Annotated in this window: 12 protein-coding genes and 1 pseudogene; 2 read left to right on the forward strand and 11 right to left on the reverse strand. The window is 71.3% G+C overall.

The window, feature by feature from the left end; genetic code table 11:
* Positions 1–278: 278 nt before the first annotated feature.
* From VIM26_RS17720 to VIM26_RS17745, 7 genes and pseudogenes are all read right to left on the reverse strand, one after another.
* Positions 279–728: a YdeI/OmpD-associated family protein gene (locus tag VIM26_RS17720; protein ID WP_331953588.1), complete on the reverse strand. Its 450-nt coding sequence runs from the start codon at positions 726–728 to the stop codon at positions 279–281.
* Between the two features lie 41 nt (positions 729–769).
* Complete coding sequence (locus tag VIM26_RS27150; RefSeq protein WP_414696515.1) at positions 770–1,354, reverse strand: GGDEF domain-containing protein; 585 nt, start codon at positions 1,352–1,354, stop codon at positions 770–772.
* A 12-nt stretch (positions 1,355–1,366) separates the two neighbouring features.
* Positions 1,367–2,203: pseudogene (locus tag VIM26_RS27155) on the reverse strand (response regulator); the annotation flags it as partial.
* Positions 2,203–5,250: a hybrid sensor histidine kinase/response regulator gene (locus VIM26_RS17730; RefSeq protein WP_331953592.1), complete on the reverse strand. Its 3,048-nt coding sequence runs from the start codon at positions 5,248–5,250 to the stop codon at positions 2,203–2,205. The gene VIM26_RS17730 and the pseudogene VIM26_RS27155, both read right to left, overlap by 1 nt.
* Before the next feature lie 138 nt (positions 5,251–5,388).
* Positions 5,389–6,624, reverse strand: coding sequence for an EAL and HDOD domain-containing protein (locus VIM26_RS17735; protein WP_331953594.1), 1,236 nt, complete (start codon positions 6,622–6,624; stop codon positions 5,389–5,391).
* A gap of 122 nt (positions 6,625–6,746) precedes the next feature.
* The gene (nhaA, locus tag VIM26_RS17740) at positions 6,747–8,675 is read right to left on the reverse strand and encodes a Na+/H+ antiporter NhaA (protein WP_331953596.1); all 1,929 of its coding nucleotides are present in this window, start codon (positions 8,673–8,675) and stop codon (positions 6,747–6,749) included.
* Between the two features lie 150 nt (positions 8,676–8,825).
* Entirely contained in the window at positions 8,826–9,506 is a 681-nt protein-coding gene (locus VIM26_RS17745; RefSeq protein WP_331953598.1) for a nucleoside/nucleotide kinase family protein, read from the reverse strand.
* A 267-nt stretch (positions 9,507–9,773) separates the two neighbouring features.
* On the opposite strand from VIM26_RS17745, the gene VIM26_RS17750 reads away from it, so the two are divergent.
* On the forward strand, positions 9,774–10,871 hold the full coding sequence (locus tag VIM26_RS17750) for a LacI family DNA-binding transcriptional regulator (RefSeq protein ID WP_331953600.1): 1,098 nt from the start codon (positions 9,774–9,776) through the stop codon (positions 10,869–10,871).
* Positions 10,872–10,924: 53 nt separating this feature from the next.
* Here the strand turns inward: VIM26_RS17750 and VIM26_RS17755 are convergent, their stop codons facing one another.
* The 4 genes from VIM26_RS17755 to VIM26_RS17770 all read right to left on the reverse strand — a co-directional run bounded on the left by VIM26_RS17755 (position 10,925) and on the right by VIM26_RS17770 (position 15,610).
* Positions 10,925–13,417 (reverse strand): excinuclease ABC subunit UvrA, encoded by a 2,493-nt coding sequence (locus VIM26_RS17755; protein WP_331953602.1) that lies wholly within the window; start codon positions 13,415–13,417, stop codon positions 10,925–10,927.
* Between the two features lie 103 nt (positions 13,418–13,520).
* The gene (locus tag VIM26_RS17760; RefSeq protein WP_331953604.1) at positions 13,521–14,117 is read right to left on the reverse strand and encodes a hypothetical protein; all 597 of its coding nucleotides are present in this window, start codon (positions 14,115–14,117) and stop codon (positions 13,521–13,523) included.
* A gap of 153 nt (positions 14,118–14,270) precedes the next feature.
* Positions 14,271–14,996, reverse strand: a complete 726-nt coding sequence (locus VIM26_RS17765; RefSeq protein WP_331953606.1) for a hypothetical protein — start codon at positions 14,994–14,996, stop codon at positions 14,271–14,273.
* Entirely contained in the window at positions 14,993–15,610 is a 618-nt protein-coding gene (locus VIM26_RS17770; RefSeq protein ID WP_331953608.1) for an RNA polymerase sigma factor, read from the reverse strand. Before VIM26_RS17770 ends, VIM26_RS17765 begins: the two co-directional genes overlap by 4 nt.
* Positions 15,611–15,880: 270 nt before the next feature.
* Here VIM26_RS17770 and VIM26_RS17775 point away from each other — a divergent pair.
* Positions 15,881–17,158: HNH endonuclease signature motif containing protein (locus VIM26_RS17775; protein WP_331953610.1), on the forward strand; the 1,278-nt coding region annotated here is incomplete at its 3' end.

The raw sequence follows: 17,158 nt of genomic DNA on the forward strand, positions 1-17,158 counted from the left end.
GCCCGCACGCGCGGGCTCGGGCACGAACGCAAGGTCGCCGCGGGGAGCGGCGGACGCGCGCGCGTCAACGTCAGGCCACGTCGCCGCGGACCGGTCCGGGACGGCGACGGCGACGGCGACCGGAAGGTCCGGCCCCGTGCCACGGACCGGGCGTCGAAACTTGAGCATGCCTGCTTATCGGCACGGATCAACCGGACCGAAGGCAGCGACCGAGACTTCCTTGCGTCCCGGTCGGATTTCACCTCATGCTGACGCCGGTCGAGCAGGACCGGCAGCCGTTAGCGGACCCGGCCCTCCCTCAGCGCATCGACGGACTTGGCGATCCGCCGCCGGCGGGTCTCGTCCGTCTTCGCCCCGGTGACCTGCAGCACGTGCCACGATCGGTTGCTGTAGGACAGACCGTCGAAGGTGCGCCGGGCCGCCGGCTCGCCGTCCAGCGCGGCGGCGAGGTCGTCCGGGACGTCCACCTCACGCGGGGAGGTGTCCAGCTCGAGCTCGACGTCCACCTCGTCTCCCCCGGCGACCCCCGCGCCCGCGCGGTGCTCGGCGCTCACGCCGACCAGGTACCGGCCGCCCAGCACGGCCACGGTGCTGCGGTAGGTGTAGCCGTTGACCGTGACGCGGACGACAGGCCGCTTGCCCGAGCCGAGGCCCGCGACGACGTCGTCGGGGATCGCGATGCCCGTCGCGGTCTTGCCGCTCTGCTCGATCGTGGTCCGAAATCGCATCTCGCCGCTCCCCCGCCCGTCATGTCGAATGCTACGAGCCCTCAGGCGGCTTCCGGTCCGAGCGCCGGTGCGCCGCCGCCGAGCTGCTCCACGCGGTCGCGCCCGAGCTTCTTGGCGAGCAGCAGGGCCTCGTCCGCCTCCTTGATCACCCGGGCCACGGACCTGCTGTGACCGGGGTCCAGCACGGCGAGGCCGGCGCTCACCGTGAGCACACCCTCGGGGTTCGAGGAGTGCGGGATCGCGAGGTTCGCCACACCCGTCCGCATACGCCCGAGGGTCGCCGTCGCCTGCGCCCGGGACTGGTCGGCGAACAGGCACAGGAACGACTCACCTCCGTACCGGTAGAGCACGTCCCCGCTGCGGATGCTCGACCTCAGGTGGTCGGCGACGGCCCTGAGCCCATCGTCGCCGGCCTGGTGGCCGTAGGTGTCGTTGAAGGACCTGAAGTGGTCGAGGTCGATCAGCGCGATGCAGTACCGCTGCCCGTGCCGGAACACCCGCAGCTCAAGCCGCTCGAGGTCCTCCTGCAGCGCGCGGCGGTTGCTCAGGCCGGTGAGCGGGTCGCGTCGGGCGGTGGCCGCGAGCTCGGCGTTGCGTTGTTCCAGCTCGGTCCGGGCGTGGGACATCGCCGCCTCGGCGCGCGCCTCGGCCGTCACGTCGGCAAGGGTGCCGACCCAGCCGGTGATCCCGTCGGCGCCGTCGGAGATGGGCTTGGAGGTGACCACCACGATCCGCACGGGCCCCCTGGGCGGCCTGATCTCGAGCCGGTGGAAGAACTCCGTCTCCCGAGCGGCGCTGTCGAGCAGCTCGGCGATGAGGTCGGCGCGCTGCTGCTCACCGAACATGCAGTCCCAGTCCTGTCCGGCGACCTCCGAGTGGGACAGGCCCGTGATCTCCGACCACCGCGGGTTCGTGTACACGTAGCGGTTCTCGGCGTCGGTCTGGAAGATCCCGATCGGGGCGGCGTCGGTAAGTAGCCTGAGCTGTGCGACCGTGGCCTCCACCTCGCGAGCCCGCTCGGCCAGCTCCTCCGCCCGCCAGAAGAGGTTCACGAAGACCGAGACCTTGGCCCGGAGCTCGTGCGGGGAGACCGGCGCGAACATGAAGTCGACCGCTCCCTGTGCGTAGCGGTCGAGGTGCTCCAGCTCGTCGGTCACGTTCGCGGTGACGAAGATGATCGGGGTCATCTCGGCCTGCTGGCGACGTCGGATCAGTGCCGCAGTCTCGAAGCCGTCCATGATCGGCATCCGGACGTCGAGCAGGATAACGGCGAAGTTCTGGGCCATCACGCACCGCAGGGCAGCCAGCCCGGAGTCGGCCTCCACGATCGCGAAGCCGAGCGGCAGCAGCACGGACCGCAGCGCCAACCGCTTGGCGTAGTTGTCGTCCACGACCAGGACGGCGACCGGCGACCTGGATCTCGCAGGCAGTGGACCGCTCGCCTGCAGACCGGCGAGCAGCATCCGGGCGTTCATCAGAGCACGGCCCCCTCGGGCTTCGCGTCGCCCGCGAGCCAGGGGCGCATGATCGCGAGGAGCTCCGCGGAGTCGACCGGCTTGGGGACGTAGTCGTTGGCTCCCGCGTCGACGCAGCGCTGGCGCTCCCCGGCGACGACCTTTCCGGTGATCGCGATGATGGGCAGGGTTCGGTGGCGGTCGTCCGCTCGGATGGTCCGCATGCAGGTGTAGCCGTCCATGACCGGCATCATGATGTCCATCAGGACCATGTTGATGTCAGGCGACCGGTCCAGGGCCGCGATGGCGTCGATGCCGTTCTCAGCCGAGATGACAGTGGCGTGGCCACGTTCCAACAGCGCGGTCATCGAGAAGAGGTTCCGGTAGTCGTCGTCGACAACCAGGATCTTCTTCCCGGCGATCGCGCCGTTCTCCAGGGTGTCGAACGTGGTTCGACCGACGACGGACGCGGTGGGCGTGGGGGATGCAGGCGGCGCCGGCTCCACCGTGGGTGCGTGGCGCGGAGAGCTGGCGCGCTGCTCGGGGATTTCCGCCGTCTGCGCCAGCGCCGCCGTCGGCTCCGGGGTCACCGTGGGAGTCACCACGGCGACGGACGCGCTGGCGCTGGCAGGCAGGAAGACCGTGAAGGTGCTCCCCACGCCCGGCGTGCTGGTCAGGGTGATCTCACCACCGAGCAGCGCGACGAGCTCGCGGCTGATCGACAGGCCCAGGCCGGTCCCGCCGTAGAGGCGGGCCGTGGTGCCGTCGCCCTGGGTGAACGCGTCGAAGATCCGTTGCTGCTGGCCGGCGTCGATGCCGATGCCGCTGTCGATGACCCGCAGCGCAAGAACCGCGGGGGCCACCACGAGGGCGAGGGACTCCGGGCTCCAGCCGGTCTCGGCGAGGGCGACCCGGACCTCGACCTGGCCGCGCTCGGTGAACTTGAACGCGTTGGCGAGCAGGTTCTTCAGGATCTGACCGAGGCGCTGCGGGTCGGTGTGGATGGTCTGCGGGCAACGGGGTCCGAGGTCGACCGAGAACGCGAGGCCCTTCTTGGCCGCGACATGCTCGAAGTCGCGGATCAAGGTGGCCCGGAGCTCGACGATCGGCAGGTCGGCGAACTGGGGGGTCTGCGTGCCGGACTCGACCTTGGCGAGGTCCAGGACCCCGTTCAGCAGGTCCATCAGGTCACGGCCCGACGCGCCGATGATCTTCGCGTACTCGACCTGAACGTCGCTCAGGTTGTGCTCGGGGTCTTCCTCGAGCTGCTCGGCGAGGATAAGCAGGCTGTTCAGCGGGGTGCGCAGCTCGTGCGACATGTTCGCGATGAACTCGGACTTGTACTTCGAGGAGACCGCGAGCTGGCCCGCCTTCTCCTCGACCATCAGCTTGGAGGCTTCGATCTCCGCGTTCTTCTGCTCGGCCTCGAAGTTCCGCTCGTTGAGCAGGCGAGCCTGCCGCTCCAGGTCCGCGTTGGACTCGCGGAGCTCCTCCTGCTGGGCGCGGAGCTCCTCGGCCTGGGTCTGGGACTGCTTGAGGAGGGTCTCGGTGAGGGTGTCGGCCTCGATCGTGTTCAGGACCAGGCCGATGCTCTCGGTGATGGAGTCGAGGAAGGCCTGATGGGCGGGGGTGAATGCGGAGAACGACGCGAGCTCCACCACGGCGCGGACCGCCCCCTCGAACAGCACGGGCAGCACGATGATGTTCAGCGGGGCCGCAGCCCCCAGGCCCGAGTTGATCCGCACGTAGTCTCCGGGGACCTCGGTGAGCAGGATCCGCTTCTTCTCCTTCGCGCACTGCCCGACGAGCCCCTGCCCCAGGTGGAACGACGTCGACAGCCTCCTGCGCTCCTCGTAGCCGTACCCCGCCTGGAGCGCGAGCGCTGGGCGGCCGTCGGTCTCGGCGGTCATCGAGTAGAAGACCCCGTGCTGGGCGCCGACGAGCTCCGCGATCTCGGACAGGATCATGGCCGCGACGGTGTCGATGTCACGTTGGCCCTGGAGCATCCTGGTGAACCGTTCGCGGTTCGTCTTGAGCCAGTCCTGCTCGACGTTCTGCCGCGTCGTCTCGCGAAGGTTGCGGATCATCTCGTTGAGCTTGTCCTTCAGGATCGCGACCTCACCGGACGCCTCCACCCGGACCTGCCGGGTCAGGTCGCCCTCCGTGACCGCCGTCGCGACCTCCGCGATCGCCCGGACCTGGTTCGTGAGGTTCGCCGCGAGCTGGTTGACGTTGTCCGTGAGGTCCTTCCAGACCCCGCCGACCTCCTTCGACTGTGCCTGCCCGCCCAGCTTGCCCTCGACGCCGACCTCGCGGGCGACGCGGGTGACCTCGCCCGCGAACGCATTCAGCTGATCGACCATCGCGTTGACGGTGTTCTTGAGCTCCAGGAACTCCCCTGAGACGTCGATGGTGATCTTCTTGCTCAGGTCCCCGTTCGCGACGGCGGTCGTGACCTCCGCGATGTTGCGCACCTGACCGGTCAGGTTCCGGGCCATCACGTTGACGTTGTCCGTCAGGTCCTTCCAGACCCCGCCGACCTCGATCGTGACCGCGGCGGCCTGACCCAGCTTCCCCTCGGTCCCGACCTCGCGCGTCACCCGGGTGACCTCGGAGATGAACCCGTTGAGCTGGTGGACCATCGCGTTGATGGTGTTCTTCAGCTCGAGCATCTCCCCGCGGACGTCCGCGGTGACCTTCTTGCTCAGGTCACCGTCGGCGACCGCACCCACCACGCGCTGCATCTCCAGGGTCGGGCGGACCAGGTCGTCGATGAGGGAGTTGACCGCCTCGACACTGCCGGTCCACCGCTGCCCCCAGCCGCCGACCGCGGCCCGCTGCGACAGCTTCCCCTGGGCCCCCACGACCTCGCTCACCCGCACCAGCTCGGCCGCGAACGCCTGGTTCGACATGATCAGGTCGTTCACCCCGTCCGCGACCTTGCCCGCCAGTCCCGTCAGGTCGACCGGCATGCGCGCGGTGAAGTCACCCGCCTTCAACGTCGCCAGCACTCCGAGCAGGAGCCTCGCGTCGACCGTGTCCATGACGACGAGCGCTGAATCTGGCATGTCGAAGCCTCCGGGCAGGCAGTCGTGATGCTCTACAGCGCCGCCGATCGTGCGGCGCTATGAGAGGTCATCGGACCTGGCGGGCGCAAACTTGAGCATTTGGGGCGAACCACCTATTCGGGCGACCTCGCTGACGTCTCAGAGCTGAGAGCGCGGGCCTGCGACCGAGGTCGCCGTCCGCAGCGCGTCGCCCACCGCGGCGAGGTAGGCCTGCGCGACGACGAGCGGCTCGAGCCCGGTCGCCTGGACGCCCGCGACGTCGTTCTCCTCGTGGGCGAGCACGGCCGCGAGCACCGGCCCGTACGGCCCGTACTTCGTGAGCAGCGCGTCGCCGACGTCGTCGGACACCCCGGCGCGCGCGACGAGGAGGGCGGGTGCGACGCGCATCTGCGCGGCGACGGCCGAGAGCAGGCCGACGGTGTACCCCGCGTCGTTGCCGGCCAGGGACCGGCACGCGACCGCACGCGTCAGTACGAACCATAGGGCGGCCAGCGAGTGGCTGCGTGCGTCGACGAGCGAGGCGGCGGCGAGGGTGCCCAGGGCCCGCGGGCCGAGCAGCATCACGGCCTGGGCGATCGAGTCGATGCGGCGGCGCACCCCGATCGCGCTGGAGTTGACCAGCCCCAGCACCCGGATGGCCAGCTCCGGGTCGGCACCGACCAGAGCGACGACCTTGCGCTCGTCGATCTCGTCGGCGCTGAGCAGCGCCATGAGCTCGAGGCACTGGATCTCACCGGTCGTGAGGTCGCGTCCCGACGGGGTCGCGTCCCGCTGGAACAGCGGTCCCTGGAGCAGCTCGACGCCGTGGTCCGCGCAGAACTCGACGGCGGACTCGGTCGCGACGCGCTCGGCGATCACCTTGACGTGGTGGCTGTGCGCGTGCGCGATGGCGGCGGCCGCGACGTCGTCGCCCCGCCCGAGGTCCACCTTGACGAAGTCGACCAGCCCGAGCAGGTCGTCCTGGGCGCCGCCGGGCACGTAGTCCGCGAGCGCCAGGCCGACCCCGGCCGCGCGCAGCCGGGTGAGGCGATCGGCGGCGTCGGGCACCTCGGCGAAATTGCGCGGGACCTCCAGGACGAGGTCGCCGGCGGTCGGGGGCAACGCCCGGGCGCCGATCAGCATGCCCGTGGTGGCTCGCACGAAGGCGACGCTCTTGGCCACGATGGTCGCGAGATCGAGCCGGTCGTACTGCGCGTGCACGAGCTCGGCGAGCTCCTCGCCCCGGTGCGCCTGCGTGAGCGGTGCCCGGACGAGCACGCACACCGCGTAGCCGTGCACGGATCGATCCGGACGCACGACGGGCTGGCGGTGCACCGTCACCTCGGTCTCGTTCGCATGCGTCGTCGCAGGAGACGTGAACCTGGGGTTGATCATGGGTCGGGTGTCCTCGGGGTCCGTGGCGCGGGGTTAGCCGAAAGATCGACCACCGAGGCCCGATGTTGAGCAGTCGACGGTTCACCCGATCGTGGTCCTGCGGGGCTCTGTACGCGTTCGCCTCAGCGCAGGAAGCCGGACAGCTTCCGCCGCGTCCACCCCACCGGCCGCGCCTCGATCGTCGCGGTGACCCGGGCCAGCTTGACGGCGCTGGTCAGGGTCGCGATGTCGTAGGCGCCGTGGTGACGGCGGCCGTTGATGAAGAAGGTGGGCGTCCCGGCGACGCCGCTGAGCTCGGCACTGTCGACGTCCTCGGATACGCGTTCCGCCCCGGCGTGCCGCCGCAGGTCCTCGGTGAAGCGCGCCACATCGAGGCCGAGCCGCTCGGCGTAGCCGATCAGGTCCCGCACCTTCAGCGCACCCTGGTGAGCGAGCAGCAGGTCGTGCATCTCCCAGAAGAAGCCCTGTCGCGCGGCGACCTCGGCGGCCTCGGCCGCGAGCTGGGCGTGCGGGTGCACGTCGCGCAGCGGCAGGTGCCGCCAGACATACCGGACGTCGCCGTACCCGGCGAGCAGCTCGCGCACGACCGTCTCGGCCCGCCCGCAGTACGGGCATTCGAAGTCGGCGTACTCGACCAGGGTGACGGGGGCCTTCATCGGGCCGCGCACGTGGTCGCGCCGGTCGTCGACCGGCTCGTCGAGGTCGACGATCGTCTCCGCGGTGCCGAACAGCGCGCGGGCCCGGAGCGCGGGCGGCAGCGCGGCGGTGAGGCGGAACAACCCCCAGGTCAGCCCGGCCGCCAGCAAGGCCGCGGTGAGGATCCCGAGCTTGGCCTCCTCGAGCTCGCGCCCGTGGAACGCGAGGGTCGCGATCAGCAGGCTCACGGTGAAGCCGATACCGGCGATCGTGCCGCCGCCCGCGACCGCCGCCCAGCCGACCGGCGGCCGCAGCCGGCCCTTGGTCGCGCGGGTGACCAGCCAGGATCCGGCCAGCACGCCGACCGGCTTGCCCACGACGTAGGCGACGATGATGCCGAGCGTGATCGGCGACCGGTAGGCCTGGGCGAGGAAGTCGCCCTTGACCCCGATGCCGGCGTTGGCCAGCGCGAACAGCGGCACGATCACGTAGCTGGTCCACGGGTGGTACAGGTCCTGCAGACGCTCGTTCGGCGAGAGCGCCGCCTGCAGGCCGGCCTGCGCGGAGCGGGCGAACGCCGGCGTCGGCTGCTCGCGGAAGTCCCGGAACCGGTCGGTGGCGGCCTCCAGGACCTCCCGACCAGCGGGGCCCGCGAAGGTGAGCAGCCCCATCGCGAGGCCGACGACGACCGGGTCGACGCCCGACCGGTACAGCGCGACCCAGGTCGCGGCGCCGCCCGCGAGGTACAGGGCGCTCGCCCTGACGCGCAGCTTGACCAGGGCGAACGTCGCGGCGAACAGGACGAGCGCCACGATCAGCGGAACCATCCGGAGCCGCTCGGTGTACACCGTCGCGATGACCAGCAGCGCGACGAGGTCGTCGATGACCACGACGGTCAGCAGGAAGGCGCGCAGGCGATCCGGGAACCGCGGACCGATGAGCGCGAGCATCCCGAGCGCGAAGGCCGTGTCGGTCGACATCGCGACCCCCCAGCCCGCCGCGGACGGGCTCCCGGCGTTGATGCTCAGGTACAGCGCGACGGCGATCGCCATCCCCGCGATCCCGGCGGTGACCGGCAGCAGCACCCGGCGCCGTTCGCGCAGCTCGCCGATGTCGAGCTCGCGGCGGGCCTCGAGACCCACGACGAAGAAGAAGAAGGTCATCAGGCCGCTGTTCACCCAGCCGACGAGATCCATCGCAACCCCCGCGCCGCCGACCTTGATCGACAGCTCGGTGCGCCAGAAGGACGCGTACGACGCGCCCGCGACGTTGGCCCACACGAGCGCCACGAGGGTCGCCGCGAGCAGCACCGAGGCGCTGCCGCTCTCCGTCCGCAGGAACCGCGCGAGGGCGGTCTCGTGCCTGCGGGCCCACGCCGTGTTCCCTGACAGCGCGGGGGGTGGACTCTGACTCATCGGCATCCTCACGTAATCCAAGCGCCAACGCCAGGCCGTTTTCTTCCCGATCCTCCCGCCTCCCCCCGATGTGTCAGACGCAGCGCGACCTATAGGCCGCGCTGCGTCTGACAACTCTCAGGGCAGTTCATGTGTCAGACCGAGCGCGACCTATAGGTCGCGCTCGGTCTGACAGGTCGGGAGGGTGGCGGTGTTGATGATGAGGTCGGCGCGGGGGCGGGTCGCGATGACGGTGGCGGCGTTGGGCTCGTCGACGGCGTCGACCCAGGCGGCGGCGTGCGTGGGGCGCTTGCCGAAGCGGACGTGCCTGGACACGAGGCGCTCCAGGCGGGTCTCCTCGTCGAGGTCGGCGTACCAGACCTCGTCGACCTCGGGTCGCACGCGACGCCAGTCGCCGTCGTCCAGGAGCAGGTAGTTGCCCTCGGTGAGGATCAGGCGCGCCGCGCGCGGGACGGCGATGGCGGCCGCGATGGGCTGCTCGAGCTCGCGCTCGAAACCGGGCACGTACACGACGTCGTCGGCGTCCTCGCGCAGCCGGCGCAGCATCGCGACGTAGCCGGCGGCGTCGAACGTGTCCGGGGCACCCTTGCGGTCGCGCCGGCCGAGCCGCTCGAGCTGGACGTCGGCCAGGTGGAAGCCGTCCATCGGGACGTGCGCGACCCACTCCCCCGCTCGCGCGCCCGACGGCGGCGTCGGCGCGAGCTCCGCGAGCAGCTGCTCGACGAGCGTCGTCTTGCCCGCGCCCGGCGGGCCGGTCACGCCCAGCACGGCGCGCCGGCCGTCCCGGACGAGGCCACGGGCCCGGTCGGCGAGGTCGGTCAGCGCGCTCACCGGGCGTGGACCCCGAGCAGGTCGGGCAGGGCGGGCATGGTCATGTCGGGATGTCCTGTTCCTCGTTGCGGTAGGCCGCTCACCGTAGGCCCCACAGTTGTCAGTCCCATCGCGCGCCAGGGACCGCGCACGGTCTGACACGTCGCGGGGGCGTCGCGGGGTGTCGCGGTCCGATCGCTTTGACTACGTAGTCATAGTCGTGGTCTACTCGCTCCACGAGGGCGTGACTACGTAGTCAACCCAGGTGGAAGCAAAGGAGCTGCATCGATGAGCCAGGCGAGTCTTGCGCCGGTCCCGCGCGTGCCCACCGCTCGTCCGGTGTCCATGACCGACATCGCCCGGCACGCCGGGGTGTCCCAGAAGACCGTCTCCCGGGTGGTGAACGACGAACCGCACGTCACCGCGCCGGTCCGCGAGCGCGTGCTCGCCGCGATCGCCGAGCTCGGTTTCCGGCCGAACGCCGCCGCCAGGGCGCTGGTCACGCACCGCTCACGGCGGATCGGCATGATCACCGTCGGCACGACCCTGCACGGGCCGGCCTCGATCCTCGACGGCGTCGAGCACGCGTCCCGCGCGGCGGGCTACTTCCTCAGCGTCGTGCGCACGCTGGAGAACAGCGCCGAAGAGCTGCAGCAGGCCGTCGACCAGCTGGTCAGCCAGGGCGTCGAGGGCATCGTGTTGTCCGAGCCGATCGACTTCGGGCACCCCGAGCTGCACATCCCCGACGGCATCTGCGTGCTGAGCTTCGACGACCCGCATGAGAGCCACCGCCCCGGCGAGCTCGTCGTCGGCGCGGACGAGACCGGCGGCGCGCGGGGCGCGACCGAGCACCTGCTCGCGCTCGGCCACCCCACGGTCTGGCACATCGGCGGGACCTCGACCTGGGGAGCGACCCGGCGCCGCATCGACGGCTGGCGCGCCGCGCTGGCCGACGCCGACGCGGCCGAACCGCCCGTGCTGACCGGCGACTGGACGCCGCGGTCCGGCTACGAGGCGATGTCCGCGATCCTGCACCGCCCCGACGTCACGGCCGTGTTCGCGGCGAACGACCAGATGGCCATCGGCGCGATGCACGCGATCCGGACGGCCGGCCTGCGCGTCCCGCAGGACATCAGCGTGGTCGGGTTCGACGACGACCCGGTCTCGGCCTTCCTGACCACCCCCCTGACGACCGTCCGCCAAGACTTCGCCGAGCTGACCCGCCTCGCGATGCACCGGCTCATCCGCACGCTCGAGGGCCACCCGCCCGCCGAGCGGCACCGCTCGATCCCCGCCCAGCTCGTCACCCGCTCCACGACGGCGCTCGCGAACCCCGCGCGCCGGTCGGTGCTGCCCGCCCGCAAGCCAACCCACCCGCCGAGGTAGAACCCCCCGCGCGAGGTAGAGCGCTACACCGCTCTATCTGGGCGCGGGGGGTTCTACGTCGGCGGGAGGCGTTTGGCTAGGTAGGGGGCCGTTCGGCTTTGCGGGTGGGCGGCGACGGTCGGGGGGGTGCCCTCGGTGATGATTCGACCGCCGGCGTCACCGCCGGCGGGACCGAGGTCGATCACCCAGTCGGCCGCGGCGACCACGTCCATGTCGTGCTCGACGACGACCACCGTGTTGCCCGCGTCGACCAGCCGGTTCAGCTGGCCGACCAGCAGCTCGACGTCGGCCGGGTGCAGGCCCGTGGTCGGCTCGTCGAGCAGGTAGAGCGTGTGCCCGCGACGGGCCCGCTGCAGCTCGGTGGCGAGCTTGATCCGCTGCGCCTCACCGCCGGACAGCTCGGTGGCGGGCTGCCCGAGCCTGAGGTAGCCGAGGCCGACGTCGTGCAGGGTCTCCAGGCTGCGCGCGGCGGCCGGAACGTCACCGAGGAACGCCACCGCGGCGTCGACGGTGAGGCCGAGCACGTCGGCGATGGTCTTGTCCCGGTAGGTGACCTGGAGGGTCTCGTCGTTGTAGCGGGAACCGCCGCACGCCGAGCACGGCGCGTAGCTTCCGGGCAGGAAGAGCAGCTCGACGGCGACGAAACCCTCGCCCTGGCAGGTCTCGCAGCGACCTCCCGCGACGTTGAACGAGAACCGTCCCGCGCCGAATCCGAGCTCGCGTGCCGCGGCGGTCGAGGCGAACGTCGTGCGGACCGCGTCGAACAGCCCGGTGTAGGTCGCCAGGTTGGACCGCGGGGTCCGGCCGATCGGCTTCTGGTCGACGCGGACCAGTCGGTCCACGGCATCGAGGCCGGTCAGGTGACCGACGAGGCCCGTTTCGCCGGGCTCCGCGTCGAGGTCCGGCCCGACGTCGCCCGCCTCCGGGCCGGCGCGCAGGCGGCGGCCCACCTCGCCCGCGAGGACCTGGCTGACCAGCGTGGACTTGCCCGAACCGGAGACGCCGGACACCGCGGTGAGGACACCCAGCGGGAAGTCCGCGTCCAGGTCCCGCAGGTTGTGCCGGGTGATCCCGCGCAGCCGCAGCCAGCCCTGCGGCGCCCGGATCGTTCGCCCGGCTCCGCTGACCGCCGCGCCCGGGAACAGGAACCTTCGGGTCACCGACCCAGCGACGTCGGCGAGGCCGGGTGTCGGTCCGCTGTAGAGCACCGTGCCGCCGGCCTCCCCCGCGAGCGGGCCGACGTCGACCACCCAGTCGGCCCGGCGCACGACGTCCATGTCGTGCTCGACCACGAAGACCGAGTTGCCGCTCGACTTGAGTGCCTCGAGCACGAGCAGCAGCGGCTCGGCGTCGGCGGGGTGCAGGCCGGCGGACGGCTCGTCGAGCACGTAGATCACGCCGAACAGACCGGACCGCAGCTGGGTGGCGATGCGCAGGCGCTGCATCTCACCGGGCGAGAGCGTCGGCGTCGGACGGTTCAGGCTCAGGTAGCCCAGCCCGAGACCGAGGAGGACCTCGATCCGGGCCCGAAGGTCTCCGGTGAGTCCGGCGGCGACCTCGGTGACACCTTGCTCGGGGCGCAGCGCCTCGCTGAGCGCGGCCAGCGGAAGCGCGCCCAGCTCCGCGATGGTGCGACCGGCGAAGGTGACCGCGAGGGCGCGGGCCCGCAGGCCACTACCCGCGCACTGGGTGCACGGTCCGACCTGGACGAAGCGCAGCACTCGGGCCCGCACGGTTTCGCTCTTGGAATCCGCCAGGGTGTGCATGACATAGCTCTTGGCGCTCCAGAATCGACCCTGGTACGGCCGGACATTGCGCTCACGCTCCGGCATCACCTCGACCACCGGCTGCTCGGTCGTGAAAAGAATCCAGTCCTTGGCTGCTCGCGACAGCTGGGCCCACGGCGCCTCGACGTCGTAGCCGAGGGTGCGGAGAATGTCTCGCAGATTCTTTCCCTGCCAGGCGCCCGGCCACGCGGCAACGGCTCCGTCCCGGATGCTCAGGGATGGGTCGGGCACGAGCGACGACTCGCTCACGGTGTGCGCGGTGCCCAGCCCGTGGCACGCCGGGCAGGCGCCCATCGCGGTGTTCGGCGAGAAGGAGTCCGACTCCAGGCGCTCGGGATCGTCGGCCGGGTAGGTCCCGGCGCGTGAGTAGAGCATGCGCAGGGAGTTGGACAGCGTGGTGATCGTGCCCACGCTCGAGCGCGAGCTGGGCGCACCGCGGCGTTGCTGCAGCGCCACCGCCGGCGGCAGTCCGGTGATCTGCTCCACCCGGGGAGAGTGCCCCTGCTGGATCAGTCGGCGGGCGTACGGTGCGACGGACTCGAAGAAACGCCGCTGCGCCTCGGCAAAGATGGTCCCGAATGCGAGCGACGACTTGCCCGAGCCGGACACCCCGGTGAAGGCGACAATGGAGTCCCGGGGCACATCGACGTCGACGTCCCGGAGATTGTTCTCGCGCGCTCCACGGACCCTGACGAAACCATCGGCCTTCGCCGCCGGACCTGGCTCGGACAATTCAATGGCGGCGAGTGCGTGAGGCATCCGATCGACTGTACGCGAACGACGCCACCCGCTCCGGAGCGAGTCCGGGGCGGGTGGCGTCGATGCTGCGGGGCGCGGGGCCCGTCGAGCTAGGAGCGAACGATCAGTTGCCGGCGGTGCCGGAAACGGTGCCCGAAGCCGCACCGGTGACGCCACCGACGACACCGGTCGCGTCCGACACGGTGCCGGTCGCGTCGGCCTTGGTGCCGGCCGCCAGGGCCTTGGCCTCGGCCGTGGTCTGCGCGACGGTGCCCGTGGCGTCAGCCGTGGTGCCGGCCGCCAGGGCCTTGGCCTCGGCCGCGGTCTGCGCGACGGTCTTCTTGGCGTCGGCCGTGGTGCCGGCGACGGTGCCCTTCGTGTCGGACACCGTGCCGTCGACGACGCCCTTCGTGCTGGTGGTGAGGTCGGTCGCGTCGGACTTCGCGCCGGCGACGGCACCCGTCGCGTCGGACTTCGTGTCGGCAACGGTTCCGGTCGCGTCGGACTTCGCGCCGGCAACGTCGGACTTCGCGTCCTGGACGGCCGGCTGGACGATCGCGACGGACTTCGCGTCGGGCACGAACTGGTGGGCGACGACCGGGGCAACCCCGACGGCGCCGGTCGCGCCTGCTGCGACGACCAGGCCGACGACGGCCTTGCCGGCAAGGTTCAGACCGGTGAACTTGGCCAGGGCGGCAGTGGCGAATGCAGTGGTGCTCACGTTTGATCTCCTCAACTTGGGAACCACGTCCTGCGGACCCGGCCCCTCGGGGTGCGGCACGAGTGCCGCTCTCACAAGGGGCAATCGCCGCCGAACGCCGCAGGGGTACGGGGTACCCGAGATGAGTTTTTCCGCAGGTCCGCGGCTCGGCGACTACTGGCCGAGCACCGGCGCAAGCACCTCGGCCGTGGGGGCGGTGGCGGGATCGGCCGTCGTCGTGAGCAGGCTGTGCAGGTCGCGCACGACCGGGGGCACGGCACTGGGATGGACCGGTACGGGCAGGTCGACGTGCGGATCCACCGGAAGGGGAACGGGCAGCGTCGGCGTCGGGCTCGGCGCGACGGCAGGTGCCGACGGAGCCGAGGTGGGCGCCGGCGCCGTCGCACCAGGTCCAGGCGTGGGCGCCGCGGTGCTGCCAGGCTGCGGGGCGGGTCGCGCGGGTGCGTGCTTCACCGGTGCTGCCGCGGGCTCGAACAGGTGCACGACGCCGGACACGACCGCGCTTGCCGGACGCTGGACGACGTCGGGCACGGCATCGATCGTCGCCGCACCGGTCACGGACGCGACCGCGACCCCGGCGCCGAGCACGATCTTGGCCGCCAACCCGAGGCCGGCGACGGCCCGCAGCCGGGTGCGCAGCCGGGACTGCTCGCGGGCGGCGGCCGGTCGCACCCGCGTCGGGCCGGCCGACGGCGGCGCGAGCCCGTCGCGCAGCAGTGCGGCCAGGGCGAGGTTCGGAGCGGGAGCCGGCTCGGCGGCAGTGCTCCGCAGAGCCGAGACGAACGCGGCAAGCTCCGGCTCGGACGGCATCGGCCGGCCGCGCAGGAGGAGCTCGTCCTGGTGTGCCTTCATATCCAGGTCATCGTCAAAAGCGCTCACAGGGGTACTCCCTCCTTGACCATGAGGCGGCGCACGGTGGCCAGGCCCCGGCGCTGCAGGGCCTTCACTGCGCCCGGTTTCTTGCCCACGACGTCGCTGACCTGCTCGACCGTCAGGTCGCCGACGATCCGCAGGACCAGCACCTCGCGCTGGTCGTCGGTCAGGTCCGAGAGCAGCTCGTGGACGCGCTCCTCCCCCAGCGATTCGAGCGCGTCGCTCTCGGCGCTGTTGGCGGTGCGCCCGTCGTCCTCGGGCTCGTAGGGCACCTGGGGCGGGGTCCGGGACCCTTTGCGCCACGTGTCGACGATGCGCCGGTGCGCGATCGTGAACACCCAGCTACGGAACTGCGCCTGCTCCCCGACGAAGCCGGCGATTCCCGTGAACACGGCCAGGAAGACCTCGCTCGTGACGTCCTCGACCTCGTGCACCCCGCGGCCGCGCAGGTACGCCGCGACTGGCCGCACCAGGTCCTCGTACAGCGACGTGAACGCCTCCGCAGAGCCGACCTGGGCGCGCTTGAGCACGTCATCGAAGTCGTCCAGCACCGGCACAGCATGCACGATCGGGCGCAGATCGGGGGTGTCGGCCCAGGTGGCAGCCCCAACCACCGCCACCGCCTGGAGTTCGCCGAGAAGTCGATTTCCGCCCATACGCCGGCCGATTCATGGGCGAAAATCGACTTCTCGGCGAGAGATTGTTGGCGGCGGGAGACCCACGCCCAGGCTTTGATTCTGGGAGGTCTTCCACAGGTGCAGGACACGTTGTCGAGAATCGCCGTGGACATGCCTGCGCTGGTGGCACCGAGGCACGCGGAGTGTCAGTGGCACCCGGTAGAGTTGGTCGCAGAGGAATTCATAGGAATGCGGTCAGGCAGGGGGTGCGAGATGGTGTTCGACGACGGCGACAGCTCGCTCGACAGCCTTTCACTGGCCGACCACTGCGCGGCGGTGCGCGAGCACCTGGACGCGATCGCGCGGGTCGCGCCGCGGGATCTGGACGGTTCGCGTGCGCTGGAGCTGTTCGACGCGGCGTACGAGTTCGGTGACCGGTTCACCGCGATCGCGACCTGCGCGTTGCCGGTCGTGGAGACCGATGTGGTGTGGGCGACCGAGGCCCGCACGTTCCCCTGGTGGGTGTCCCGCCGGGTGCACATCACGCACTACCGCGCCCAGCGGATGACCCGGTTGGGCCGCGCGTTGCGCGACGAGCTGCCGCTGACCGGGGCGGCGGTCGTAACCGGTGGGCCGGAGCGGCTCACGATCGACCAGGCGGAGATCCTCACGACGTGCGCGGCGACCAGCCCCGGGCGGCGCGAGGCGCTGGTCGACCCCACGAACGTGTGCGGGGAGCGGTTCCTGCTCACCGAGGCGCACGCGTGGCCGGCGGACAAGTTCCGCAACGCCGTCAAGCGGTGGGCGTCCGCCACGGACCCCGAGGCGGACGAGCGCGGGTTCAAGGAGGCGACCGACCGGGAGTACCTGGACATAGCGCTGACCACGGGCGGCTACTTCTTGAACGCGTTCATGACGACCGAGCACGGCCAGCTGCTGCTCACCGGCCTGGACGCGCTCACCCGGACCCCCTCGAACGACGAGATCCGCACCCGCGCCCAGCTGCGCCTCGAAGCGCTCGTCACCATGACCCGGCTCACCCTGGACCACGGCCTGGTCGGCACCACCGGCGGGGTCAAGCCGCACCTGAACATCCACGTCGGCTACCGCACCCTGCTCGCGCTGGCCGCCCAGGCCGGCGCCGGCGACCAGCTGCCGGCCGACCTGCTGCCCATCCCGTACGCGCCCGGGCACATCACCGGCCTCGAGGCCCTCGCCGGGCCGGGCTCGATGCGAGACGGTGAGTTCACGGCCGCGGGGCTGCTGGACGCGGCGATGTTCGAGGACGGCCAGCCCGTCCCGTGGGCGGTCCTGCGCCGGTTGCTGTGCGACGGGGAGATCAGCCGGATGGTCTTCGGACCGGACGGGCAGATCCTGAACGTCGGGCGCAAGAAGCGGACCTACCGCAAACATTTGCGCCGGGCGATCATCGCCCGCGACAAGCACTGCCAGTACCCGTCCTGCGACGCGCCGGCTCGGCTGTGCGAATGTCACCATTGCGTTCATTGGGCCAGAGACCACGGCGACACCGACGTCGCCACCGGAATCCTG

Source organism: Pengzhenrongella sp., from assembly GCF_036565025.1.
Lineage (GTDB): Bacteria > Actinomycetota > Actinomycetes > Actinomycetales > Cellulomonadaceae > Pengzhenrongella.